Origin of the sequence: Streptomyces sp. GQFP (assembly GCF_021545335.1) — a bacterium.
Classification (GTDB): Bacteria; Actinomycetota; Actinomycetes; order Streptomycetales; family Streptomycetaceae; genus Streptomyces.
Window position 1 is genome coordinate 6,432,757 of record NZ_CP089312.1, and the last position, 24,051, is coordinate 6,456,807.

The following is a 24,051-nucleotide window of genomic DNA, read 5'->3' on the forward strand; positions in this document are numbered from 1 at the left end:
CGGGAACGGGGGCGGGCGGTGACCGATGGTCACCGCCCGCCCCCGTTCCCGCCGCTGATTCAGGCATGCTGCGCCTGCCCCCGGCCCTTCAGCAGGGCCGATCCCGCGCCCAGCGACACGACTCCCATGCCGACGGCGGTCGCGATGCCCTGTGCGCCGTCCACCGCGAAGGGCGCGACGGCCGCCACGGCGAGGTTGAGGAGGAACAGGAACCAGAGGACCGGACGGGACGAGAGCAGCGCCTTCATGGGATTGCCTTTCGGAAGGGGGGGAGCGGTGTGCTTCCGAGATCAACGATCCCGGGATCCGATCGCCGCCACGAGGGAGTGCTCTCCCGACCCCAGGGTGTAGCGGGCTACACCCTCACCCGGGAGCAGGGTCTCCCGCGCACCGGCGATGGCGTCGCCTAGCCTGCTGACCATGTGGAAGACACTGCGGCAAGCAGCGCGGGCCACGGTCCAGCTGGTCGCGGTCGCGATCCTGGCCTTCGGCTCGTACATATTCATCACCGTCCTGCTGATCACGGCCACCGTCTCGCTCGCGGTCGTCGGCATCGGGTTGCTGCCCGAGACGGTCCTGCTCATCCGGCGGATCGCCGGCACCAAGCGGCGGATGGCGACCGAGTGGTCGGGCGTGGAGATCCCCGAGGCGTATCTGCCCATCGAGGGCAAGCTGAAGGAGAAGCTGCGCACGGTCGTCCGCGACCCCGGCACACGCACGGACCTGCGCTGGATGCTCGCCCACTATGTGTACGGGGCCCTGCCGCTGCTGATGATCCCGCTGTGGCCGGTCGGCCTGGTCGTCGACGGTGTGTGGTGCGGGCTGCTGCGCCGCGAGGCGGTCGTCCTCCCCCTGATCAGCGGGCTCGCCGACCTCGACGCCTCCTGGTCGGCCACCCTGCTCAAGCCCTCCCCGAAGGCACAGCTCGTCGAGCGGGTCGAACAACTGAAGGCGACCCGAGCCGACGCGGTCGCCGCGCACGGAGCCGAACTCCGGCGCATCGAACGCGACCTGCACGACGGCGCCCAGGCCCGCCTGGTCTCCCTGTCCATGCGGATCGGCCTCGCGAAACGGGCGTACGACCGTGACCCGGAGGCCGCCCGCAAGCTGCTGGAGGACGCCCAGGACCAGGCAGAGGAGGCGCTGACCGAACTGCGCAACGTGGTGCGCGGCATCCATCCGCCGATCCTCACGGACCGGGGTCTTGTGGGCGCCGTACGGGCCCTGGCGTCGAGCAGCGGCCTGGAGGTCGGCGTGGTCGACGACGGTGTCGAGGACGGCGTACGGGCACCCGCGGCCGTGGAGGCCGGCGCCTACTTCGTGATCGCCGAGGCGCTGACGAACGCGGCGGAGCGAGCGGCGTCGGCTACCTGCTCAAGGACCGCATCGGCAGGGTCGACGAGTTCCTCGACGCCCTGGACCGCGTGGCCGCCGGCGGCACGGCCCTCGACCCCGAGGTGGTCGCCGAACTCCTCACCCGCCGCCGCGACTCCCCCCTCGACTCCCTCACCCCGCGCGAACGCGAGGTCCTGAAGCTGATGGCGGAGGGCCACGACAACACGATGATCGCCAAGACCCTGGTGGTCACGGAACGCTCGGTCAGCAAACACATCGGCAACGTGTTCCTGAAGCTGGGCCTGCCGCCGAGCGACAGCGGACATCGTCGGGTGCTGGCGGTACTGGCCTACCTGAACAACCAGTAGGCCCCCGGGCCTACCCTCGCTAGCCTGCCCGCATGGCCGATTCCCCTGTCGCCCGCTTCTACGACCAACTCGCCCCCGACTACCACCTCCTCTACGCCGACTGGGACGCGAGCGTCGCCCGGCAGGGTGCGGCCCTTGATCGGGTCATCCGGGAGCGGTTCGGGGCGGGCGCCGGGGCGGTGCTCGACTGTGCCTGTGGGATCGGGACGCAGGCCGTCGGGCTGGCGATGCGGGGGTACGACGTCGTCGGGAGCGATGTCAGTGGGGTGGCCGTCGGGCGGGCCGTGGCGGAGGCCGCCGATCGGGGGGTGCGGTTTCGGGGCGCTGTCGGTGACATGCGGCAACTGCCCTTCCGTGGCGGGCAGTTCGATGTCGTCGTCTGTGCCGACAATGCCCTGCCCCATCTGCTCACCGAGGCGGATGTGCGTGCCGCTCTCGTCGACATGCGGCGTGTGCTGCGGGACGGTGGGGTGCTGCTGGTCAGTACGCGGCCCTACGACGAGATCCTCGCCGAGCTGCCCGCCGCCACCCAGCCCAGCGTGTCCCGGTCCGGGGGCGGGCGTGCCGTCGGATTCCAGCTCTGGGACTGGCATGCGGACGGGGAGCGGTACGACCTGGAGCACTTCGTGCTGCAGGAGCAAGGGGAGGAGGGGTGGGCCGTGCGGGTGCGGCGGGCCACTTACTGGGCGCTTCGGCAGCGGCAGTTGGCCGCGTTCGTCGCCGACTCCGGCTTCTCCGAGGTGACTTGGGGAGAGCCTGCCGCGACCGGGTTCTTTCAGTCGCTCCTTGTCGCTACGGCCCAGGCGTAGTCCCTGCCTCCGGGTGCAGGCGTACCCACCCCTCCCACGCCGAGGTGATCATGTCCTGGACGTCGTGCTTCGCCTTCCAGCCCAGTTCGGTGGCGATGCGGTCGGCCGAGGCCACGACCCTCGCCGGGTCGCCCGGGCGGCGCGGGGCCACGACCGGGGGCAGGGTGTGGCCCGTCGCCTCGTTCACCCGGTCGATCATCTCGCGGACCGAAACCCCCTCCCCCCGGCCGATGTTGAGGGTGAGCGCGCGGCCCGGCGTCGCTTCCAGCGCCCGGGCGGTCGCCACATGGGCCTCCGCCAGATCCGTCACGTGGATGTAGTCCCGTACGCAGGTGCCGTCCGGGGTCGGGTAGTCGTCGCCGAAGACGCGCGGGGGTTCGTCGGCCGTCAGTCGTTCGAAGATCATCGGGATGATGTTGAAGACACCCACGTCCGCCAGCTCCGGGACCGCCGCGCCGGCCACGTTGAAGTAGCGGAGGCACGCCGTCGACAGGCCTGTCGCCCGGCCCGTCGCCCGGACCAGCCACTCACCCGCCAGCTTCGTCTCGCCGTACGGACTCATCGGCACGCACGGCGTCTCCTCCGTCACCAGATCCACATCCGGCATGCCGTACACCGCCGCCGACGACGAGAACACGAAGGACGCGACCTCGGCCGCCGTGACCGCTTCCAGCAGGACGCGCAGCCCCTCCACGTTCTCCCGGTAGTAGTGCAGGGGGCGGTCCACCGACTCGCCCACCTGCTTCTTCGCCGCCAGATGGACCACGCCCGTCACCTCGTGGTCCCGCAGGGCGCGTGCCACCCGCTCGCCGTCCAGGGTCGAGCCGACGACCAGGGGTACGCCGTCCGGCACACGCTCGGCGATACCGGTGGACAGGTCGTCGTACACCACGGCCCGCTCGCCCGCCTCCGTCATCGCGCGGACGACATGCGCCCCGATGTAGCCGGCACCGCCGGTGATCAGCCAGGTCATATGGGGTCGTCCCCTCGTGTGGTCGGGTGGCCGCTCGGGCTTTGTCAGCTAACTCCCGTTACGGCACACTTAGTTCCCGCTCGGGGAGTGAAGCGACGGACGCGGGCGGTGAAGGGTGCGGAATCGCGGCCGGGCGGGTCGCTCGCCACAACCGTACGAAGGACGTGATCGCCGCCGCTGCCAGCAGGCCGTTGCGTACGACCATCACCGCCACGCCCGTCCACGTGCAGCCGATGACCTCGGCGTACATGGCCGGGTAGTCGACGCTGGTCACCGCGGTGGCCGCCAGCAGCAGCCAGGCCACCGGGCGCTGGCTGGTGTGCCGCGAGGTCAGGCAGACGGCGGCCAGGCCGAGCAGCCAGACCATGTACTGCGGGCTGATCACCCGGCTGGTGATCGTGAAGAGGAGTACGGCGGTCAGCGCCGCGTCGAACGGCGTCGCCTCCGTCCAGTGCCTGGCCCGTACCCGCCACAGCAGCAGGAGCCCGAACGCCACGACCGTCAGGCCGAGGGACAGGGCGGCCACGGACGACACGTACGGGCCCACGAACTCCATCGCGCCGTACTGGTAGCGCACGCGCCCCTCCCACCCGGCGCGCGTGGCGAGGGCAAGCGCGGTACCGCCGAACGACTCGATCTGCACGCCCCGTCCGCCCTGTTGGCGCAGGAAGGAGAACGGGTCGCTGAAGGCCACCGCCAGGACGGCCAGCGCGGCCGTCGCCGTGACCGTCGCGGACGTCCACGCCGACCGGGTCGTACGGCCCCTCGGCAGACCCACCAGCACCAGCGCGGGCCAGACCTTCACCAGGGCGCCCAGTGCCGCGAAGGCGCCGCACGCGCGCGGGGAGCGCGACAACGTCAACAGGGAGATGACGGCCAACGCCGTGACCTGCACGTCGTAGCGCGCGAGCGGCACCTGGAGGAGCAGCGGCAGACCCGCCGTCCAATAGGCGGCACCGCGCAGGGAACGCCCGGGACGCCGTCCCGCGCGCGTGAGGGCGATCAGGATCAGGGCGTCGGTGGCGAGCGTGAGCGCCACGAACGCCTCGAAGTACGTCAGCGGCGGCAGCAGCGCGGGCGACAGCAGCACCGGACCCGCACCCGGCGGGTACTGCCACAGCTTGTCGTCCACGGGGAAGGCGCCCTGTGTGAGGACGCCGTACCAGCGGAAATACAGCCGCTGCACCTCACGCGCCACCCCGCCGCCACCGAGCAGCGGGAAGTCGTCGTGGACCAGCAGCCACAGCATCAGGGCCCGGGAGACGGCCCAGCCGACGGCGAGGGTGAGGAGGTGGCGGTTCTTGGTGGGGGGTCTCGTCACGGCCGGAATCGTAAGCCGCACGGATGCCATATTCACGTCAATCCGTCATCAATCGCCGCCCAAGGTTGTCTAATCGCACAAAATCAATCCCGTGATCAACGGGCCGATGAGCGAGGGGGCCGATGAGTGAGGGGACGGACAAGGGGATGAACAAGAAGACAGCCGCCGTCGCGGTCCCCGTGATCCCCATGGCCGTCATGCTGGCGATCGGCTGCTGGGGCCTCGACCGGGACGGCATATGGCGTGACGAGGCCGCCACCTTCCAGGTCGCGCGGCGCACGGTCCCGCAGATCTGGCGGCTGCTGCACGAGGTCGACGCCGTGCACGGCCTGTACTACCTGCTCATGCGGCCCGTCCTCGCCGTCCACCCCGGCGAGGTGCTGCTCCGGCTCCCGTCCGTCCTCGCCGCCACCGCGACCGCCGGCCTGGTCGCCGCCCTCGGCACCCGGCTGGCCTCCCCACGCGTCGGCCTCTGGGCCGGTCTGCTGTACGCGGTCACGCCGATGGTCGGCCACTACGCCCAGGAGGGCCGGTCGTACGCCTTGGTCGCGGCCGGCGCGACAGGCGCGACGCTGCTGCTCGTACGGGCACTCGCGGGCCGCTCCTGGATGCCGTACGGAGTGGTCCTCGCCGTCACCTGCCTCCTCCACGAGTTCGCCGTACTGCTCCTCCTCGCCCACGCCGTGACCCTCGCGCTCACCCGCGTCCCCCGACGGATGTGGACGCGCTGGCTGTGCGCGGCCGGCGCCGTGATGCTGACGCTGCTCCCGCTGGCCCTGCTCTCGCACGCCCAGTCCGCGCAGGTCGCATGGCTGCGGCCACCGGGGCAGGGCAGCGTCGACCGCCTCGTACGCCAGTTCGCCGGCCCGACGGGCGAGGTCCTCGCCCCCTGCCTGATCCTCATGTACGTGGCCCTGCGCCGCCCTTGGCCCACCCGCCCCGGCGCCGAGCCACCCTTGGCGGCCGTAGCCCTCCCGCTGCTCCTCGTACCCCCGGCGATCCTCATGACGGTCTCCCAGTGGTCGCCGCTCTACGACGACCGCTACGTCCTGTACGCCCTGGCCGGGGCCCCGCTCCTGGTCGCCGCCGGAGCCGACCGCATCGCCCGGGCGGTGCCGAGCCTGCCCCGCGCGACCGTCACGGTGGCCGGGGCGCTGGCGGTGGCCCTGGTCTGCGCACACCAGCTCCCACTGCTCCGCCAGGACCGGACGATGGCCCACCGAGGCGGCGCCAACCTCGCCACCGCCTCCGCACTCGCGTCCCGCGAACTACGCCCCGGCGACCCGGTCCTGTTCCTCCCGTCCCTCGGCCGCCGCTCGGCCCTGGCCTACCCGAAAGGCTTCAGAGGAATCCGCGACGTGGCCCTCGCCAAGTCGGCGCGCACCTCCGGCACCCTGTACGGCATCGAGGTCGGCCCGGCCGCACTGCGCCGACAGTTGGCGCGCCTGAACCAGGTGTGGCTGGTCGCGGAGCCATACGCCCTGAGCCCGACCTGGCACCCGGAAACCCAGACCGACCGACTCAAACGGGCGGTGGTGCAGGAGCAGTTCACACCGACCCGGGAGTTCAGGGGCAGCGGCGTAACACTACGGCTGTACAAACGCGCCCCTTTTAGGGGCGCGGGGAACTGCGCGACCAGCCCCCACGGCGCCGCACCAACCCGACAACCCCTGACGCGCTAAGCCTCAAGCGCCGCCGCATCCAACGCACTGGTCAGCTCATCCAACCGCGCCCGCAACGCCCGAATCTCCTCCACGTCAAAACTCGTTGCCGCCACAATCCGCCGAGGCACCTGAAGCGCACGCTCGCGCAGCGCAACCCCCTCCTCCGTAGCCCGCACCTCCACCGACCGCTCGTCCCGCGCACTGCGCTCGCGCCGGACGAGACCGGCCGCCTCCAGCCGCTTGAGCAGCGGCGACAGCGTGCCGGAGTCGAGGCGCAGATGCTCGCCGACCTTCTTCACGGGCAATTGGCCGTGCTCCCAGAGGACGAGCATCACCAGGTACTGCGGGTAGGTGAGCCCGAGGTCCTTGAGGACCACGCGGTAGACGCCGTTGAAGGCGCGCGACGCCGCGTTCAGGGAGAAGCAGATCTGCTGGTCGAGACGGAGGAAGTCCTCGGCGGAGGTGGCGGAGGTTGCTGACATGCCTCCAGGATACCTCTTGCCCGTCATCTAGTTGTGCACAATTGAATTGTGTGTTTAAGTTATCTCTGTACGGAACCCCGCAAGGGGCTCCACGAGAACTTCGATGACACGAGAACTTCGATGAGAGGGACGGGTTCCATGGACGCGATCTACACCGCAGTCGCCACCGCCACGCACGGCCGCGAGGGCCGCGCCGTCAGCTCCGACGGCAAGGTGGACCTCCCGCTGGCCATGCCGGTGGAGCTGGGCGGCGACGGCGCCGGAACCAACCCGGAGCAGCTCTTCGCCGCCGGTTACGCCGCCTGTTTCGGCAGCGCGCTCGGCCTCGTCGGCCGGGGCGCCAAGGTCGACCTCAGTGACGCCGCCGTGACCGCCGAGGTCGGCATAGGCAAGGAGGGCGAGGGCTTCGGCCTCAAGGTCGCGCTGCGCGTCGAGCTGCCCGACTCCATCGACGCGGAGACCGGCCGCAAGCTGGTCGAGCAGGCCCACCAGGTCTGCCCGTACTCCAACGCGACGCGCGGCAACATCGAGGTCGACCTCGTCATCGAGTAGTACCGCCGGCCGCATCCAGTACGTCGGTGCTCGGCTGCTGCGGACGAGGCACGCTCGCGAGCGGTGCGCCGCCGAACGCGGCGGCCGCCGACGGCACCGGGTGGCGCTTGGCGAGCGGAGTGACCGACTCCGCCCCAGCCGTCTCGCCCAACACCAGCCGCCGGACGACCCGTTCGGCGGCTCGTCCGTCGTCGTACGGGCAGAACCGCTCGCGGAACGCGGTCCGCAACTGCGTGGAGCGCGACCCGCGCCAGTGGCCCGTCGCGAAGATGTCGATCAGCTCGTCCTCGCTGCGCGAGATCGCTCCTGGCGGGAAGGCGCGCAGGTCGAAGTAGGTGCCACGGGCCGCCTCGTACGCCTCCCAGTCGTCCGCGTGGATCACGATCGGCCGGTCCAGGTTGGCGTAGTCGAACATCAGCGACGAGTAGTCGGTGACCAGCGCGTCCGAGGCCAGGCACAGCGACTCGACGTTCGGATGGTCGGTCACGTCGATGAGCCGGCCGCCTGACGCGTGCGTCAGCGGGGCGCCGTAGATGTGGTGGGCGCGGGCCAACAGCACGTAGCGCGGGCCGAGTTGGCGCAGGATCCGCTCCAGGTCGAGCGTCTGGCGCGGGCCGCGGAGGTAGTCGCGGTGGGTCGGCGCGTACAGGATCGCCACCGAGCCCTCCGGGATGCCGAGCGACTCGCGCAGCCGGGTCACGTCCGCCGAAGTCGCCTGCTGGAACACGTCGTTGCGGGGCTGCCCGGTTTCGAGGGTGCTGTAGTCGCCGGGGAAGACGCGCTCGAATACGAGGGTGGAGTGGCGGTTGGCCGACAGGCAGTGGTCCCAGGTGTCGACGTCCGCGAGGAGCGCCGTGAAGTCGGTGTCACGGGCGGCGGCCGGCCGGTCCTGGAGGTCGAGGCCCATCCGCTTCAGCGGCGTCCCGTACTGCGTCTGGATCACCACCTGCCCGGCCCGCTTCGCGAACCGCTGCTCCCAACTCACGTTGCTCACCAGATACTTGGAGCGGGCCAGCGCCGTCCAGTACGCGGCGGTGCCGGGCCGTACCCGGGCGGTCGCCGTCGGGAGCGTGTGATGGTGCTCGGGCCGGGCGACCCACGCCGTCCGCATGCCCGGCACGAAGGAGCGGAACGCGGCTTCCAGGGCGCCCGGATTGCAGCCGTACCCGCGCCCGGAGTGACTGGTGAAGACGGCCCGGTCGGCGCGGAGCGGCAGCCGTCGCTGGACCCGGTAGTGGAGCTTCAGGGCGGTCGAACGAACGCTTCGCGCAAGGGACTTGACGAGGCGCGTGGTGTGCCGGCGCAGGGCGGACGCGAGACGCACCGCCCGATACGTGCGGTAGCTGCCCGTCCGGACGAGCAGGTGCCGGAGCCGGGCGTGGAGCGGTACGGCGGCGCCCTTGGTGCGGTAACGGCGGTAGTGCGCGCGGGACTTGCGCAGGAACTCGGCGCGGGCGGTGCGCGGCAGCCGGTCCGGTCGGCCCAGCACCGACATCAGCTGGTCGACCATGCGGCGGAACAACACCGGCCGCCAGTGCGCGAGTTCGGGGCGCGCGTCGACGAACGCGAAGATCCGGTCGTACTGCTCATGGATGTCGAAGTGGCCGCTTTCGGAGACGGTGTCGGCGGGGGCGTCGGCGGTCTTTCGCGGCCTGCGGTGGTGGACGCAGACCCGGTCCAGGGTCGCGACCGACTCGGCGGCCAGCAGCGCCGGGACCGTCCAGGGGAGGTCCGCGTAGGCGCCGGACGGGAAGGTGAGGCCCTCGCGCTCGACGAACTCCCGCCGGTACGCCTTGTTCCAGGCCACCATCGGCAGCTTGAGCAGCAACGGGCGGTCGTCGAGCCGGAAGGGCGCCGGACCCTGCTCGGTGAGCCCGAGGAACGGGCTGCGGACGTTCTCGCCGGTCCAGAGGGCGTGCGCGTGGTCGTAGACGACGACATCCGCGTCGCCCGCCTCCTTGATCCGGTCGGCGATGGCCCGCAACGCGTCCGGGGCGAGGGTGTCGTCGCCGTCGACGAAGACGAGATAGTCCCCGGTCGCATGCTCGATCCCCGCGTTGCGCGCCCCGCCCACCCCGCCGTTCTCCGGCAGATGGACGGGGCGCACCCGGGCGTCGCGCGCCGCGAACTCGTCGACGAGCGCACCGCAGGCGTCGGGCGAGCAGTCGTCGACGGCGATCACTTCGAGATCCGGATACGACTGGCCGAGCACCGATTCCAGGCACTCCTGCAGATACGCCTGAACCTTGTACGCGGGGACGATGACACTGAACCTGGGCAAGACACATCCATGGGTCGGCGGGTCGGCGCGGGCATACTGCCCGGAAACGGCCGATGGAGTGACTTGGTTACGCCGATTGCGGCATGTGGGGGACCAGCGAACTGAGCTGATTGTCCGGTTACTTGACCGCTCCCGCCATCACCCCCGACACGAACTGCCGCTGGAACGCGAAGAACACGGCCAGCGGAATCACCATCGAGATGAACGCGCCCGGCGCCAGCACCTCGATGTTGCTGCCGAACTGCCGTACCTGCTGCTGGAGTGCGACCGTCAGCGGCTGCGACTGGGAGTCGGAGAACACCAGCGCGACCAGCATGTCGTTCCACACCCACAGGAACTGGAAGATCCCCAGGGACGCGATCGCGGGCGCCGCGAGCGGCATGACGACGGTCGCGAACAGCCTGATCTCGCCCGCGCCGTCCAGCCGGGCGGCTTCGAGCAGTTCGCGCGGGATCTCCGCGAAGAAGTTCCGCAGCAGGAAGATCGCGAACGGCAGCCCGAAGCCCACATGGAACAGCACCACACCGATGATGTCGCCGAAGATCCCGATCTTCCCGAAGAGATCGGAGAGCGGGATCAGCGCCACCTGCACGGGTACGACGAGCAGCGCGACGACGACCAGGAACCACCAGTCGCGCCCCTTGAAGTCCATCCACGCGAAGGCGTATCCGGCCATCGCGCCGATCAGGACGACCAGGAGCGTCGCCGGGACCGTGATCCAGACGGTGTTGAGGAGTGAGCTGGTGATCGCGTCGTTCTCCAGCAGCGTCTCGTAGCTCTTGGCGGTCAGCTGCCCGGGTGCCGTGAACACCTTCCACCACCCGGAGGCGGCGATGTCGGTCGGGTCGCGGAACGACGACACGAGCAGCCCGAACGTCGGCACCATCCAGATGAGCGCGACGATGATGAGGAAGAGCCGCATCACGCCACCGGCGGTGCCGCTGGCGACACGGGCGGCGAAGGAGCGCTTGGCGCGCACGGGCGGGTCGAGAGCCGTCACCGCTGACGCTCCTTCCTGAGTCGACGGAGATTGAAGAACATCACCGGCAGGACGAGCAGCAGCAGGATGACGCCGATCGCGCTGCCGACGCCGTAGTTGCCGCCACCGCCGAACGACGACAGGAACAGCTGGAGCGCGAGGACGTTGGCGTCGTCCTGGCTGGGCTGCGGGGCGATGATGTAGACGAGGTCGAACACCTTCATCACGTTGATCATCAGCGTGACGAGGACGACGACCAGCACGGGTGCGAGAAGCGGCACGGTGACCCGCCGGAACACCTGCCACTCGTTGGCGCCGTCGACGCGCGCCGCCTCCAGCAGATTCCGGTCCACACCCGCGAGTCCGGCCGCGATGAGGACCATGGCGAACCCGGCCCACATCCACACATAGCTGCCGATGATGGCCGGGGTGACGAGGGTCGGCCCGAGCCAGTCGATCCCGTTGTAGGCGGCGGCGAAGTTCGAGCCGGGCAGCCTCAGCTGGGCCCCGTCGGCATCGGCGGGCAGGCTGAAGGTGCCGTCGGCGCCGCTGGTCGCCGAGGCGACGACCTTCCCGTCCTTCACGGCCTCGACCTTGACCCCCTTCAGCGCCTTCTCACCGGGGTCGACCTGCCCCTTCGTACCGCCACCGCCGAGCTTGAAGTCCAGCCAGACGGTGCCGCTGATTCCGGAACCGGTGGCGCTGGCGCTCTTCGCGTCCTCGGGCGTGCCGGGGAGCTTGTTGGGGGCGATGCCTACGAGGGGCAGCAGGGCCGGGGTGCCCGGGCTGACGGTCCCGGTGGAGGTGAACGAGCCCCCGCCGGACGCCTTCAGGTCGCTGACCTGGGCGTTCGGGCGGGCCTTCGGATAGACGGAGGAGTCCACGAAGGCGTCGTGCACGGACGTCACGATCGCGTTGGCGACGCCCTGGTCCGGGTCCTGCTCGTAGACGAGGCGGAAGATGATGCCCGCCGCGAGCATCGAGATCGCCATCGGCATGAAGACGATCAGCTTGAACGCCGTACCCCAGCGCACCCGCTCGGTCAGCACCGCGAAGATCAGACCGAGCGCGGTGACGACGGCGGGCGCGACGGCCACCCAGATCGCCGTGTTGCGTACGGCCGTCAGCGTGGCGTCGTTCGTGAAGATGTCGCCGTAGTTCTCCAGGCCGACGAAACCCGAACCGTCGGCGTCGTACAGGCTGCGCCAGACGGAGTAGCCGATCGGGTAGACGACGAGCGAGCCGAGCAGGATCAGGGCGGGCAGGAGGAAGACACCGGCGACCCACCAGCGGGTGCCGGTGACGCTTCTGGAGGGGCGGGTGGGGGTTTCGGGAGGTTTGGGGGCTTCGGGTTCGGGCTTGTTCTCTGTGGACGTCATCCCGGCGCCGTCAGCTGTTCTTGTACGCCTTGGCGGCGTCGGCCTCGAGTTTCTTCTGGGTGCCCGCGACGTCCTTCGGGTTCTTCAGGAAGTCCTGGAGGTCCTTCCACTCGCCGACGCCCTGGGTACCGCCGAAGGCGGCCGGGGCCTGGTCGGACATGTCGAAGCGGAAGTCGTCGCCGGCCGCGATGAGGGCCTTGGCGATGTCCCGGGTGACGTCGTCCTTGTAGCTGGCCTGGTCCATGGTCTTGCTGGGGGAGAGGAAGCCGCCCTGGGCCGCCCAGATCTCGGCCGCATCGGTCGAGGCGAGGAAGGTGAGGAGGGCCTGGGCGCCCGCGCCGTCCTTGAGGGCCACGGCCACGTCGCCGCCGCTGACGACGGGGGCCTGGGCGCCGACCGCCGGGAACGGGAAGACCTTGGCGTCCGTGCCGAGCTTCGCCTTGGTGTCCGCGTTGATGTTGGCGGCCACGAAGTCGCCCTCGAAGACCATCGCCGCCGGGGTGTCACCGGAGAAGGTCTGGGTGACCGACTTCGGGAACTCGGTCGCCAGTGCGCCGGAACGCCCGCCCGCGAGGAGGTCGTCCTGGCCCCACAGCTCGGCGAGGGTGGTGAGGGCGTCCTTGACGGAGGGGTCGGTCCACTTGATCTCGTGCTGGGCGAGCTGGTCGTACTTCTCGGGCCCGGCCTGCGACAGATAGACGTTCTCGAACCAGTCGGTGAGGGTCCAGCCGTCGGCGCCGCCGATGGACACGGCGGGGGAGCCGGTGTCGGAGAGCGTCTGGGCGGTGGCGATGAAGTCCTTCCAGGTGGTGGGGGTGTCGGTGAGGCCCGCCGCCTCGAACGCGGCGGTGTTGTACCAGACCAGGGACTTGTTGGCGGCCTTGACGTAGACGCCGTACTGCTTGCCCTCGAAGGCGCCGAGGTCCTTCCAGCCGGCGGAGAAGTTCTTGTCGAGCTGGGCCTGGGCGTCCGTGCCGAGCGGCTTGATCCAGCTCTTCTCGGCGAACTGGTGCAGTACGCCGACCTGTGGCAGGAACGCGACGTCCGGGGGCTGGCCGCCCTCGATCTTCGTACCGAGGAACGTGGAGGTGTTGTTGCCGGTCGGTACGAAGTTGACCTTCGCGCCGGTGCGCTTCTCGAACTCGTCCAGGACCTTGGTGAAGTTCTCCTGCTCGGGTCCGGTCCAGACGGCGGCGACCTCGAGGGTCTGGCCGTTGAGCTTCGGCAGCTGGACGGAGGCGGAGTCGTCGCCGGTCCCGGTTCCGGAGCTGGTACTTGTCCCGCCCGGGCTGTCGTCGTCGGAGCCGCCGCAGGCGGTCAGGGAGAGGGTGAGGGTGAGGGCTGTGGCGGTGAGGGCGGTCAGGGTGGTGCGTGTACGAAGGTTGCTGCGCATGTCTGCCCCGTTCGTCGTTCGGCGTTGAACGTGTTCGGCGCTGTCCCGTGGGCTCTGGTCTACGCCGGGTCGTTGGGGTCGGCAAGTGCGCCTGCACTGTCAAGCGGGTGATCGTGACCGCGTCGTGTCCTTGTTCCTCGCCCCCGCCGCCCCTACCCGTCCCATCCCTGGGGGCTCCGCCCCCAGACCCCCGCCATCGGCCTGAACGGCCTCGTCCTCAAACGCCGGACGGGCTGGAGGGTGGTGGCAGGCGGGTGGGTGGGAAAGTCGCGCTGAACGCGCTCGTCCTCAAACGCCGGACGGGCTGACTACCCAGCCCGTCCGGCGTTTGAGGACAAGGCCCGTTCAGGGCCGGAGCGGGGGGCTGGGGGCGCAGCCCCCAGAAGGATGGGACGGGTAGGGGCGGCGGGGGCGAGGAAACCCGGCCCACGCTCACAGCAGCGACGGCACCTCCGTCGCCGACACCGACCGCGCCGCTCGTTCCAGCGCGCTCGCCAGCAGTGCCAGGTCCGTGGGCCCGTTGCCCAGTTCGCGGACCGGGCGGCGGGTCGGCGGGTCGCCCATGCGCTGCCAGTCCAGGGTGGCGACCGTCGGGCGCAGCGTCGCCGTGCGGGGGATGCGCCCCGTCACCCGGCCGCCCTGGAAGGGGATGCTCCGACCGTCCGGCCCGCTCAACCGCCCCCGCCCCGCCGCAGGCTCGTCCGGCCCCGGCGCAGGCGCGTCCAGCACGACCCGCAACGCGGCCCCCCGGGCCAGCTCCGTCTCCGCCGTACGCCCACCGAACCCCGCCGCGGCCACCAGATGCACCCCGAGCCGCTCACCCTCCCGGGCCACCGCCTCCAACGCCCGCACCACGGACCCCGCCGACGGCCGCCCCGGCGACCCCAACGGCGGCGACACCAACGCGTCCAGATCGTCCACGACCACCACCAGCCGGGCCAGCGGCGGTGTCTCCGTACGCCGCCGGCTCGCCGCCGGACGCAATCGCAACGTCGAACTGGGCGGCGTATCGAGATCCCCGGCGCCTTCTCCCGTGCCCGCCGAGCTCTGTGCGCCCGAGCCGGATCCCGACCGCTGCGGGCCGATCCGGCCGGACAGCTCGCGCCCGGTGTGCCACTCGCCGAAGCCGACCCGCCCGAGCAACTCGGCCCGCCGCTTCAGCTCGGCGCTGAGCGACTGGGCGAACTCCCGCATACGGACGGGATCGTTGGCCGTGAGGTGAGTGGTGACATGCGGAAGGTCGGTGCACACCCGCAGCCCCTCCCCGTGCGGCGCGCTCCCGCCGGTGCCGTCCCGGCCGTCCATCAGCACGATGCCCAGCCGGTCGGGCCGCTCGGCCGCGGCCAGCGACGCGACGACCGCCCGCAGCAGCTCCGTACGGCCACTGCCGGGCGGGCCCTCGATCAGCAGGTGCGGCCCCTCGGCCGCGAGGTCCACGCCCACCGGCCCGCGCGGGCCCGCGCCCAGCACGACCCAGGCCCGGCCGCCGAGCGTCTCGGTGTCGTCGGCCGCGTCCGCCCAGCGGGCCATCAGGGACGCCGGGGTGGCCCGGGCGAGCCCCAACTCGTCGAGCAGCCGCGCTGCTTGTGGCAAGGGCGCGGAGACGCGCTGCTGTCGTCCCCCGGCGGCGCCGTCGGTGCGCAGCGGAGCCAGCGCCCGTCCGAACCGCTCGGCCCAGGCCAGGGACACGGCGTCCACAGCGGCCACGGAACCCTGCCCGACCAGCCCGGCGCGACCGCCGAGGTCCGCCTCGGCGGAGTCCGGCCGCCCAGGTGCGCTCACCCCCGCCCGTGCCACCCGCATCACATGCAGCGCCGTGGCCACATCACCGCCGAGCAGCGCCACCGCCCCGCACTCACGGAACGGCGGCGAGGCCGCGCACGCCGCCTCGTACGTCTCCGTCACCGGCGACACGGGCGACGCCGCCTCGGTCTCCGCGAGGCACACGATGTGTATCCCGGCCCGGGGCCCTTCGTGCGCCAGCCGCGCGACGGCCTCCCGGACCGCCGCACCGCCCGGATCGCCGTCCACGACGACCACGGTGTACGGCCCCGCGAAACCGCCCGCCCCCGACGACTCGTCAGGGTCGTCGTCCCGGGCCCAGGAGGGCCGTCGGGCACCCTCCGAACCACTGTGGTCCGGTTCTCCGCCGCCGTGGGCGAGGGTCTTCGCCGCTGTCTCCGTGTCGTGGTCCTCCAGGCGGCGCAGGAGTTCGTCCGTGCGGGCCGTGGCCTGTTCGCGGTCGTAGGCGAGGAGCAGCCGGCAGTCCTGGCCGTGCCCGGGGCGCAGATGCGGGAGCCAGCCGAGCCAGGACCACTCGGCGGTGCGCTCCTCGGGGGTGCGCGAGCGGTCCGCGCTGATCAGGACGATCTCCAGGGCCTCCGGGGAGTGCAGCGCGGCCAGTTGGGCCACCACCGCGCGGGCCAGCCCCGCCAGCCGCGCGCGCGGGCCGGCCAGCCCCAGCGCCCCGACCTCACGCAGCCCGGCGGTCACCGGGACGGCAGGGAGCAGCCCCGAGCCGTCGGGGGCCGCGCGGTCCGCCGTACCGAGCCGGACCGTGAGTGCCTCCGGGTGGCCCGGGCCGCGCTCCCAGAGGCGGGGGCCGGGGCCCAGGGCCGTCAGCAGCAGTGCCGCCGGGTCGGGCCAGCTCTCCGGTGCCTGTGCCGGTGCCTGTGGTACGGCGCTCGTGGACTCCGGGGCCGCCGGGTCGGACACCGGGCCCTCGTCCTCGTACTCCCCGCCCTCGGTCGTCTCCTGTTCCCCGCGCCCGCCGGTCAGCCGCCGCGCCCACTTGGAGAGCCCACCGCGCCTGCTGCGGACTCCCGGCGGAACGTCCGTCCCCCGCAGGGGCGTCCCCTTGCGCCCGCTGCCCCCGGAGAACTCCGCCTCCGCCTCCGAGCCGTCCTCGTCGTGGGCGCGGGCGTGCGGTACCGCCCTGGCCCCGGATGCCTGTCCCGGTACGGAGAAACCGGCGCCGTGGGTCTCCCCGGCACCGCCCGGAACCCTGCCCGTACCCGCCGTGCCCCGGGTCTCGATCCGTGGGGCCCGTCCCTGTCCCGGGACCAGCGGCTGCGCCGCCTCCGCCGGGCCCCGCGCACCGCGTGACTCGGGCACGCTCCCGGCCGCTCCCCAGCTCGCCGAACCGTAGGCGTGATGGGTCTCCCCGGAGGGCGGCTTCGCCGTGCCGCCGGGCCGCACGCGCGCGGAGTGCGCCTGGGACGGACGGGACGGGGTTGCCGCGCGCGGGGCGGAGGGCCGCCGGTCGCGGGTGTCCTCGTCGGCCTCCTGGGCGGCGTCGTCCGACGGACGGCCCGGGGCCCTCGTACTCTCCGGGGTGACGCTCACGCGGACATGGCCCTCGCCGTCCGGCGTCGTGCCCACGCGCGTGGCCGCGTCGCCGGGCGGTGTCAGGCGCAGGGCCGACTCGCCGATGCGCAGCAGGGCGCCCGGCGCGAGGCGGACCGGGCGGGAGCCCAGGCGGGCGCCCGAGAGGGTCGTGCCGTTGGTGGAGCCGAGGTCCGCGACCGCTATCCGGCCGTCCGCCGCGACCGTGACCGCGCAGTGCAGCCGGGAGACGTCAGGGTCGTCGAGCGGGACGTCGGCGTCGGCGGAGCGGCCGATGGTGATCCGGCCGCCGTGCAGCAGATGGACCCCGCCCGCGTCCGGTCCCGCCACCACGTGCAGCTGGGCCGCCGCCTCGTCCGCCTCGGGGTGCGGCTCGGGCTCCGCGGGGGTGCCGAGGGCCAGCACGGCGCCGTCGACCAGTGGGGGTTCGCCGAGGGTGCAGCGTTGGGTGTCGAGGCGCTGGTCACCCACGTACAGCACCACCGCGCCGCCGCTCTCGCGGTCCCTGCCGCGCTCGGGCATCGACGCCCCGTCGCCCGCGACCGCCGAGGCCAGGGCCGAGGCGACCGCGGCGAGCGCCGTGCCGGCGGGCGCGGTGACCAGCACGTCGCAGCTCGCGGCACGCGCCCACGGCTCCGAGGGCGGCCCCAGCGGGTCTACGACGGTCAGCCGGATCTGCATCGCCGTCAGCGGTCCCTTCTGCGCGGGCACCCGGGAAGGAGGACGAAGCCACGCCACGGGTCCCACCACCGCGGACTTCCCCCACCGCACACGAGCACGTCGGCCAGTACTGGAGGCATCCTCGCACCTGCCACTGACAACGCGCCCGCCCCCCACCCATAAGTGATCTTGAATGGTCACCTCTGCCCGCAAAAGTGCCTGACCAGTGAGCGGCGGCTGTCCGTTTCGGATCGGTTTGGTTATCGGTTTGAGATCGGTCACGTTCGGGATCCGGCAACCGAAGCGACCGAATAGGGCGTCTTTCCATCGAACATGTGCGGGAGGCCGTACGTAGCCGTACATGGACGACGGCCGTTCCCAGGGGGTCCCGGGAACACGGCACTACAGTGGGTCGGAACACCGTGTACGGGATGCGTGTACGGGATGTACGTACGCAAGGGAGCCATGACGTGCGGCCGGTAGGGAGCAAGTACCTCCTTGAGGAGCCGCTGGGACGCGGCGCCACAGGCACCGTCTGGCGTGCCCGCCAGAGGGAGACCGCGGGAGCCGAGGCGGCCGTGCCCGGCCAGCCCGGCGAGACCGTGGCGATCAAGGTCCTCAAGGAGGAGCTCGCCAACGACGCGGACATCGTGATGCGCTTCCTGCGCGAGCGGTCCGTGCTGCTGCGGCTGACCCACCCGAACATCGTCCGGGTACGGGACCTGGTGGTCGAGGGCGATCTGCTGGCGCTGGTCATGGACCTCATCGACGGTCCCGACCTGCACCGCTACCTGCGGGAGAACGGCCCCTTCACGCCCGTCGCCGCCTCCCTCCTCACCGCCCAGATCGCCGACGCGCTCGCCGTCAGCCACGCCGACGGCGTCGTGCACCGGGACCTGAAGCCCGCCAACGTCCTGCTCATGCAGGACAACGGCCGGATGCACCCGATGCTCACCGACTTCGGCATCGCCCGCCTCGCCGACTCCCCGGGCCTCACCCGCACCCACGAGTTCGTCGGCACGCCCGCGTACGTCGCCCCGGAGTCCGCCGAGGGCCGCCCGCAGACCTCCGCCGTCGACATCTACGGCGCCGGCATCCTGCTGTACGAGCTGGTCACCGGCCGTCCGCCGTTCGGCGGCGAGTCCGCCCTCGAAGTGCTGCACCAGCACCTCAACGCCGAGCCGCGCCGCCCGTCGACCGTGCCCGAACCCCTGTGGACGGTCATCGAGCGCTGCCTGCGCAAGAACCCGGACGAACGGCCCAGCGCGGAGAACCTCGCGCGCGGGCTGCGTGTCGTCGCCGAGGGCATCGGCGTCCACTCCAACTCGATGCAGATCGCGGCGGCCGAGGGGGTCGTCCATCTGCTCGCCCCGGATCCGGCGCCGACCGCGGTGCCAGGGGCGGGCGACCAGACCCAGGTGCTGCCGCACGGCGCGGGCGCGCAGGGGCAGGGGGCGTACGACCCGAACGCCGCCACCAGCGTGCTGCCGCACACCGGGGGGCCCGGTTCCATGGGTTCGGGCTCCATCGGCGCCGCGGACCCCACGGCCGTCATGCCGCCGGTGCCTCAGGGCCGTCCAGGGGGCCCTGGAAGCCCCGAGGAGCCGCACCCCTGGCAGAACCAGCTGCGCGCCGCCCGGGACCGCAACGAGCAGACGCAGGTCCAGTACCTGGACCCCGGCGAGGACCCCCTGCGCCGCCGCCCCCAGCGACAGCCGGGCCGGCCGCCGCAGCAACAGCCCCAGCAGCCGCCGTACCAGCAGCAGCCGCCGTCGCGTCAGCAGCAGCGGGGGCCGCAGCCCGGATACGGGTACCCGCAGGGGCCGGGCCATCCGGGACAGAGTCAGCCGCCCCAGCACCAGCAGTACGCGCCGCCGCAGCACCAGCAGCAGCCGCAGCGGTACGCGCCGCCCGCCCCGGCGCCCGCGCCGCAGCAGCCCCAGCGCCCTCAGCAGCCCGAGGGCCGGCCGCCGCGCGAGCCGAGGGAGCCCCGCCAGCGCAGCGCCAACCCGATGAAGATCCCCGGGCTCGGCTGCCTCAAGGGATGCCTGTTCACGATCATCATCCTGTTCGTCGCCGCGTGGCTGATCTGGGAACTGAGCCCGCTCCAGGGGTGGATCGGGTCGACGAAGGGGTTCTTCGAGCAGATCGGTGACTGGATCGACACCGTCAGCGGGTGGGTAGGGGAGCTGGGCGGGGATTCTGGCGGTTCCGGGGGACCTGGGGGCGCGGGGAACTAGCCCGCGCGTGCAGTAGCGGCTCCGGGTGGGCCCACTCCAGGCAATCCGGTGGTAGCCGGGGCAATTGGGGAGCAGATGGGCTGTGCTCCGACTGTGATTCCGGTACGACCTTGGGGATTTGTCGACACCTGGCGGGTGATTTCCGTCCCGGCGGTGAAGGTTACGACTCCGGACGCGTAGTTTTATCGGCTGAGGTTGTAGGTCTTGTCGGCTGGGGGTCCCCGGGACCCGTGGCATAGCCGCTGGTGTTACGCGTCTGTAGGAGCAGTCTTGGCACGGAAGATCGGCAGCCGGTACACCGCCAACCAGATCCTGGGGCGGGGCAGCGCCGGCACGGTGTGGCTGGGCGAGGGACCCGAGGGGCCCGTCGCCGTCAAGCTGTTGCGCGAGGACCTGGCGTCGGACCAGGAGCTCGTCGGACGCTTCGTGCAGGAGCGGACCGCGTTGCTCGGTCTCGAACACCCGAACATCGTGTCCGTACGGGACCTGGTGGTCGACGGGAACGACCTCGCGCTCGTCATGGACCTGGTGCGGGGTACGGACCTGCGCACCCGGCTCGACCGGGAGCGCCGCCTCGCACCCGAGGCCGCGGTCGCGATAGTGGCCGACGTCGCCGACGGTCTTGCCGCCGCGCACGCCGCCGGGGTCGTGCACCGCGACGTGAAGCCGGAGAACGTCCTGCTGGACATGCAGGGCCCCCTCGGCCCCGGCGGCTCGCACCCCGCCCTACTGACCGACTTCGGCGTCGCGAAGCTCATCGACTCACCGCGCCGGACCCGGGCCACGAAGATCATCGGTACGCCGGACTACCTCGCCCCCGAGATTGTGGAGGGCCTGCCCCCGCGCGCGGCGGTCGACATCTACGCGCTGGCGACCGTCCTGTACGAGCTGCTGGCCGGCTTCACGCCCTTCGGCGGCGGCCACCCGGGCGCGGTGCTGCGCCGGCATGTGACGGAGACGGTGGTCCCGCTCCCCGGGATCCCCGAGGAGCTGTGGCAGCTGCTCGTGCAGTGCCTGGCGAAGGCGCCGGCGTCTCGGCTGCGGGCGTCTGAGCTGGGGGCGCGGCTGCGGGAGCAGTTGCCGTTGCTGGTGGGGATGCCGCCGCTGGACGTGGACGAGCCGGAGTCGGAGGACGCGGGGGAGGGCCAGGGCGAGGGGCAGGTTGCTCAGGGCGAGGTGTACGACGAGGTTGCCGTGCCGGTGGGGGAGCGGGTGCGGAGGGGGGCGGTGCCTCTGGTGCGGGGGGCGAAGCCGGACTCGAATCGGGATACGCATACGTCGATGCGGGTGCCTGGGCCGGATGAGCTTGCGGGCGGGGCGCTGGGTACGGCCCGCGTACCGCGTCCGGCGGGCGCTCCGCGTCCTGGCTCGGCCAGGCATCGGGCGTCGGCTCGGCGGCGTCGGCTGACGCTGGGGGTCGCTGCGGTGGCCCTGGTGGCGGCGGTGGGGGTCGGCACGTGGCTGGCCACGTCGGGGGACGACGCGGGGGCGACCCCCCAGGACACAGAGAACTCGGCACCGGCGTCACCGTGAGGGGGTTTTCGCCCCCGCCGCCCCTACCCGTCCCATCCCTGGGGGCTGCCGCCCCCAGACCCCCGCTGTCGGCCTGGACGGCCTCGTCCTCAAGCGCCGGACGGGCTGGGTGGGGTGCAGGCGGGTGGGCGGGAGAGTCGCCCTGAACGGGCCTTGTCCTCAAGCGCCGGACGGGCTGACAAACCAGCCCGTCCGGCGTTTGAGGACAAAGGGGGGTCTGGGGGCGCAGCCCCCAGGGATGGGACGGGTAGGGGCGGCGGGGGCGAGAAAAGGCGGTCCGGGGCAACAGGTGGACGGGAAAGTCTGTCGCTCGGTGGAGCCGTTACGCTGGTGTCGTGGCAGTCGTCGATGTATCCGAAGAGCTCAAGTCCCTCTCCTCGACCATGGAGTCGATCGAGGCCGTCCTGGACCTCGACAAGCTGAGGGCAGATGTCGCCGTGCTCGAGGAGCAGGCGGCAGCGCCGTCCCTGTGGGACGACCCGGAGGAAGCGCAGAAGATCACCAGCAAGCTCTCCCACCTCCAGGCGGAGGTGAGGAAGGCCGAGGCGCTGCGCGGGCGGATCGACGATCTGAGCGTGCTCTTCGAGATGGCCGAGGAGGAGGACGACCCGGACACCCGCGCCGAGGCCGAGACCGAGATGGCCTCCGTCAAGAAGGCGCTGGACGAGATGGAGGTCCGTACGCTGCTCAGCGGCGAGTACGACTCCCGCGAGGCCCTCGTCAACATCCGCGCCGAGGCCGGTGGCGTGGACGCCGCCGACTTCGCCGAGAAGCTTCAGCGGATGTACCTGCGGTGGGCCGAGCAGAAGGGCTACAAGACCGAGGTCTACGAGACCTCGTACGCGGAGGAGGCCGGCATCAAGTCGACCACCTTCGCGGTTCAGGTGCCGTACGCCTACGGGACGTTGTCCGTCGAGCAGGGCACGCACCGGCTGGTGCGCATCTCGCCCTTCGACAACCAGGGCCGTCGCCAGACCTCCTTCGCCGGTGTCGAGATCCTGCCCGTGGTGGAGACGACCGATCACATCGAGATCGACGAGTCCGAGCTGCGCATCGACGTCTACCGGTCCTCCGGACCCGGCGGCCAGGGCGTCAACACCACCGACTCCGCGGTGCGGTTGACCCACCTCCCCACCGGCATCGTGGTGTCGTGTCAGAACGAGCGGTCGCAGATCCAGAACAAGGCGTCCGCGATGAACGTGCTGCAGGCGAAGCTCCTCGACCGGCGCCGCCAGGAGGAGCAGGCCAAGATGAACGCCCTCAAGGGCGACGGCGGCAACTCCTGGGGCAACCAGATGCGTTCGTACGTCCTGCACCCGTACCAGATGGTCAAGGACCTGCGGACGGAGTTCGAAGTCGGCAACCCCGAGGCCGTGTTCAACGGTGAGATCGACGGTTTCATCGAAGCCGGGATTCGCTGGCGCAAGCAGCAGGAGAAGTAGGGTCCGCGGAAAACCCCTTATCGACAAAGCAACCGCCGTCCGCTGGACGGCGGTTGCTTTGTGTCTTGGGATGTCTGGGTTTTACATCACACTCACAGGGTCTGATGTGTGCCACCGGAGGAACAAGCGGACATTGCGTACGCAACGACCTTGACGTTCCCTTGGAAAATCGGAAGGGTAACGCGCGGCATGCGTATCTCTGGGGCGCATGTGAACCGGGGAGTGCTTACGGCGCTCCCTGTCGATCACCGCCCCGAGCGCGGCTCCACTGATGATTTCAGCTACTGGGGGTAGCAGCCATATGACGAATAAGACGCGGATCCGGGTCGCGCGGATCGCGGCCGGAGCGGTGATCGCCGCCGGTGCGTCCTTCACCGCCGCGGGCATTGCCTCCGCAGACGAGTGCGACCTGGTCGTGGTCTGTGCCGGTACGCCGAGCCCGGACCCGGACCCGACCGACACCGCGACCGAGATCCCGAGCGAGCCGGCGCCGGACCCGACCGAGTCGGAGCCCGAGCCCTCGGAGCCCGAGGTCCCGGACCCGACCGAGTCCGCCCCGGAGCCGGAAGAGCCCTCCACCGAGCCGAGCGAGCCCACCGAGGAGGACCCGACCGCCACGCCGACGGACGACGACGGCAGCGGCACGGGCACCGGCGGTGACGACACCGACGGCGGCAACAACGCCGACCCCGACGGTGGCTCCAACACCTCCACCCAGGAAGAGGGCTCCTCCGCCCTCACCGACACGGGCTCCGAGACCTCGGCGCAGGGTTCGGGCGACGAGCTCGCCGAGACCGGTGCCGCCGAGACGACCTTCCTGATCATCGGTGCGGCCACGATGATCGCCGGCGGTATCGCCTTCCGCGTCCTCCCGCGCCTCGTGGGCGGCCGTGGCGGCGCAGCGGCCTAGTAGTCGTACGTACGCACAAGGGCCCGGAGCGTCGTCGCTCCGGGCCCTTCGTGTGTTCTTCGTCCGGTTCGCGTCGAGCCGGCTGTCCGGCTATGCCGTCTGGTGTGCCACCAGTGCCAGTGCCGCGATCAGTATCGCCAGCAGCGCGATCAGCGCCATCGGGTTGAGTCCGGCGAACGGGTTCTCCTGCTGGAGCCGCTCGCGGTTCGCCCGGCAGACGGGACAGCGTCCCTCGCTCACGGGCGACGCGCAGTTCGCGCACACCAATCGGTCGTACGTCATGCGCCTTGCCCTCCTTGCGCCGCTTTCCCCTACACAACGCTTGCGGGAACGCAACCGTTCCCCGCTCTATGCCTCCACTGTGCCAGGTTCCTCCGGAGGTCGC

At 71.5% G+C, this 24,051-nt stretch carries 20 protein-coding genes; 9 read left to right on the top strand and 11 right to left on the bottom strand.

Annotation, left to right across the window (positions count from 1 at the left end; genetic code table 11):
* Positions 1–59 precede the first annotated feature (59 nt).
* Positions 60–248, bottom strand: coding sequence for a hypothetical protein (locus LUX31_RS28895; RefSeq protein ID WP_235478238.1), 189 nt, complete (start codon positions 246–248; stop codon positions 60–62).
* A gap of 42 nt (positions 249–290) precedes the next feature.
* A complete protein-coding gene (locus LUX31_RS37555; RefSeq protein ID WP_268828212.1) occupies positions 291–422 on the bottom strand; it encodes a hypothetical protein in 132 nt (43 codons plus the stop codon).
* Here LUX31_RS37555 and LUX31_RS28900 point away from each other — a divergent pair.
* Genes LUX31_RS28900 through LUX31_RS28910 form a run of 3 tightly spaced genes read left to right on the top strand, consistent with a single transcriptional unit; the run spans position 421 to position 2,512 of the window.
* Positions 421–1,533, top strand: a complete 1,113-nt coding sequence (locus LUX31_RS28900) for a sensor histidine kinase (protein ID WP_235478239.1) — start codon at positions 421–423, stop codon at positions 1,531–1,533. The genes LUX31_RS37555 and LUX31_RS28900 overlap by 2 nt on opposite strands.
* A 5-nt stretch (positions 1,534–1,538) precedes the next feature.
* A complete protein-coding gene (locus LUX31_RS28905) occupies positions 1,539–1,703 on the top strand; it encodes a LuxR C-terminal-related transcriptional regulator (protein WP_235478240.1) in 165 nt (54 codons plus the stop codon).
* 32 nt (positions 1,704–1,735) lie between these two features.
* Positions 1,736–2,512 carry a class I SAM-dependent methyltransferase gene (locus LUX31_RS28910; protein WP_235478241.1) on the top strand — a complete coding sequence of 259 codons (777 nt, stop codon included), beginning with the start codon at positions 1,736–1,738 and terminating at the stop codon, positions 2,510–2,512.
* Here the strand turns inward: LUX31_RS28910 and galE are convergent.
* Complete coding sequence (gene galE, locus LUX31_RS28915; protein ID WP_235478242.1) at positions 2,496–3,485, bottom strand: UDP-glucose 4-epimerase GalE; 990 nt, start codon at positions 3,483–3,485, stop codon at positions 2,496–2,498. The two genes, LUX31_RS28910 and galE, sit on opposite strands and share 17 nt — an antisense overlap.
* A gap of 58 nt (positions 3,486–3,543) precedes the next feature.
* Positions 3,544–4,836 carry a glycosyltransferase 87 family protein gene (locus LUX31_RS28920; protein WP_443046009.1) on the bottom strand — a complete coding sequence of 431 codons (1,293 nt, stop codon included), beginning with the start codon at positions 4,834–4,836 and terminating at the stop codon, positions 3,544–3,546.
* Between the two features lie 92 nt (positions 4,837–4,928).
* Here LUX31_RS28920 and LUX31_RS28925 point away from each other — a divergent pair, with 92 nt between their 5' ends.
* Positions 4,929–6,488, top strand: a complete 1,560-nt coding sequence (locus tag LUX31_RS28925) for a glycosyltransferase family 39 protein (RefSeq protein WP_235478243.1) — start codon at positions 4,929–4,931, stop codon at positions 6,486–6,488.
* Here LUX31_RS28925 and LUX31_RS28930 read toward each other — a convergent pair.
* On the bottom strand, positions 6,485–6,979 hold the full coding sequence (locus LUX31_RS28930; RefSeq protein WP_235478244.1) for a MarR family winged helix-turn-helix transcriptional regulator: 495 nt from the start codon (positions 6,977–6,979) through the stop codon (positions 6,485–6,487). The two genes, LUX31_RS28925 and LUX31_RS28930, sit on opposite strands and share 4 nt — an antisense overlap.
* Before the next feature lie 111 nt (positions 6,980–7,090).
* Between LUX31_RS28930 and LUX31_RS28935 the strand changes: the two genes are divergently transcribed.
* On the top strand, positions 7,091–7,504 hold the full coding sequence (locus LUX31_RS28935) for an organic hydroperoxide resistance protein (protein WP_235478245.1): 414 nt from the start codon (positions 7,091–7,093) through the stop codon (positions 7,502–7,504).
* On the opposite strand, the gene LUX31_RS28940 is transcribed toward LUX31_RS28935, so the two are convergent.
* From LUX31_RS28940 to LUX31_RS28960, 5 genes are all read right to left on the bottom strand, one after another.
* Positions 7,494–9,785, bottom strand: a complete 2,292-nt coding sequence (locus LUX31_RS28940; protein WP_235478246.1) for a bifunctional glycosyltransferase/CDP-glycerol:glycerophosphate glycerophosphotransferase — start codon at positions 9,783–9,785, stop codon at positions 7,494–7,496. The two genes, LUX31_RS28935 and LUX31_RS28940, sit on opposite strands and share 11 nt — an antisense overlap.
* Before the next feature lie 118 nt (positions 9,786–9,903).
* The gene (locus LUX31_RS28945) at positions 9,904–10,785 is read right to left on the bottom strand and encodes a carbohydrate ABC transporter permease (protein WP_235478247.1); all 882 of its coding nucleotides are present in this window, start codon (positions 10,783–10,785) and stop codon (positions 9,904–9,906) included.
* Positions 10,782–12,143: a carbohydrate ABC transporter permease gene (locus LUX31_RS28950; RefSeq protein ID WP_235478248.1), complete on the bottom strand. Its 1,362-nt coding sequence runs from the start codon at positions 12,141–12,143 to the stop codon at positions 10,782–10,784. The genes LUX31_RS28945 and LUX31_RS28950 overlap by 4 nt, the downstream gene beginning before the upstream one ends.
* 10 nt (positions 12,144–12,153) lie before the next feature.
* Positions 12,154–13,536 (bottom strand): ABC transporter substrate-binding protein, encoded by a 1,383-nt coding sequence (locus tag LUX31_RS28955; protein ID WP_235478249.1) that lies wholly within the window; start codon positions 13,534–13,536, stop codon positions 12,154–12,156.
* A 432-nt stretch (positions 13,537–13,968) separates the two neighbouring features.
* A complete protein-coding gene (locus LUX31_RS28960) occupies positions 13,969–17,562 on the bottom strand; it encodes an FHA domain-containing protein (protein WP_235480100.1) in 3,594 nt (1,197 codons plus the stop codon).
* 449 nt (positions 17,563–18,011) lie between these two features.
* Here LUX31_RS28960 and LUX31_RS28965 point away from each other — a divergent pair, with 449 nt between their 5' ends.
* From LUX31_RS28965 to LUX31_RS28980, 4 genes are all read left to right on the top strand, one after another.
* On the top strand, positions 18,012–19,781 hold the full coding sequence (locus LUX31_RS28965; RefSeq protein ID WP_235478250.1) for a serine/threonine-protein kinase: 1,770 nt from the start codon (positions 18,012–18,014) through the stop codon (positions 19,779–19,781).
* A gap of 270 nt (positions 19,782–20,051) precedes the next feature.
* The gene (locus LUX31_RS28970) at positions 20,052–21,314 is read left to right on the top strand and encodes a serine/threonine-protein kinase (RefSeq protein WP_235478251.1); all 1,263 of its coding nucleotides are present in this window, start codon (positions 20,052–20,054) and stop codon (positions 21,312–21,314) included.
* 335 nt (positions 21,315–21,649) lie between these two features.
* Entirely contained in the window at positions 21,650–22,756 is a 1,107-nt protein-coding gene (gene prfB / locus LUX31_RS28975; protein WP_235478252.1) for a peptide chain release factor 2, read from the top strand.
* 301 nt (positions 22,757–23,057) lie between these two features.
* Positions 23,058–23,666, top strand: coding sequence for an LPXTG cell wall anchor domain-containing protein (locus LUX31_RS28980; RefSeq protein WP_235478253.1), 609 nt, complete (start codon positions 23,058–23,060; stop codon positions 23,664–23,666).
* Positions 23,667–23,756: 90 nt separating this feature from the next.
* Here LUX31_RS28980 and LUX31_RS28985 read toward each other — a convergent pair whose 3' ends face one another.
* Entirely contained in the window at positions 23,757–23,948 is a 192-nt protein-coding gene (locus LUX31_RS28985) for a hypothetical protein (protein WP_235478254.1), read from the bottom strand.
* Positions 23,949–24,051 lie beyond the last annotated feature (103 nt).

Bases quoted from the DNA above. Each gene is read 5' to 3' on its own strand.
- LUX31_RS28935 (WP_235478245.1), top strand. From the start codon at position 7,091: ATGGACGCGATCTACACCGCAGTCGCCACCGCCACGCACGGCCGCGAG.
- galE (WP_235478242.1), bottom strand. From the start codon at position 3,485: ATGACCTGGCTGATCACCGGCGGTGCCGGCTACATCGGGGCGCATGTC.
- LUX31_RS28955 (WP_235478249.1), bottom strand. From the start codon at position 13,536: ATGCGCAGCAACCTTCGTACACGCACCACCCTGACCGCCCTCACCGCC.
- LUX31_RS28960 (WP_235480100.1), bottom strand. From the start codon at position 17,562: ATGCAGATCCGGCTGACCGTCGTAGACCCGCTGGGGCCGCCCTCGGAG.
- LUX31_RS28905 (WP_235478240.1), top strand. From the start codon at position 1,539: ATGGCGGAGGGCCACGACAACACGATGATCGCCAAGACCCTGGTGGTC.
- LUX31_RS37555 (WP_268828212.1), bottom strand. From the start codon at position 422: ATGGTCAGCAGGCTAGGCGACGCCATCGCCGGTGCGCGGGAGACCCTG.
- LUX31_RS28930 (WP_235478244.1), bottom strand. From the start codon at position 6,979: ATGACGGGCAAGAGGTATCCTGGAGGCATGTCAGCAACCTCCGCCACC.
- LUX31_RS28910 (WP_235478241.1), top strand. From the start codon at position 1,736: ATGGCCGATTCCCCTGTCGCCCGCTTCTACGACCAACTCGCCCCCGAC.
- LUX31_RS28895 (WP_235478238.1), bottom strand. From the start codon at position 248: ATGAAGGCGCTGCTCTCGTCCCGTCCGGTCCTCTGGTTCCTGTTCCTC.
- LUX31_RS28950 (WP_235478248.1), bottom strand. From the start codon at position 12,143: ATGACGTCCACAGAGAACAAGCCCGAACCCGAAGCCCCCAAACCTCCC.
- LUX31_RS28920 (WP_443046009.1), bottom strand. From the start codon at position 4,836: ATGGCATCCGTGCGGCTTACGATTCCGGCCGTGACGAGACCCCCCACC.
- LUX31_RS28900 (WP_235478239.1), top strand. From the start codon at position 421: ATGTGGAAGACACTGCGGCAAGCAGCGCGGGCCACGGTCCAGCTGGTC.
- LUX31_RS28980 (WP_235478253.1), top strand. From the start codon at position 23,058: ATGACGAATAAGACGCGGATCCGGGTCGCGCGGATCGCGGCCGGAGCG.
- LUX31_RS28925 (WP_235478243.1), top strand. From the start codon at position 4,929: ATGAGTGAGGGGACGGACAAGGGGATGAACAAGAAGACAGCCGCCGTC.
- LUX31_RS28985 (WP_235478254.1), bottom strand. From the start codon at position 23,948: ATGACGTACGACCGATTGGTGTGCGCGAACTGCGCGTCGCCCGTGAGC.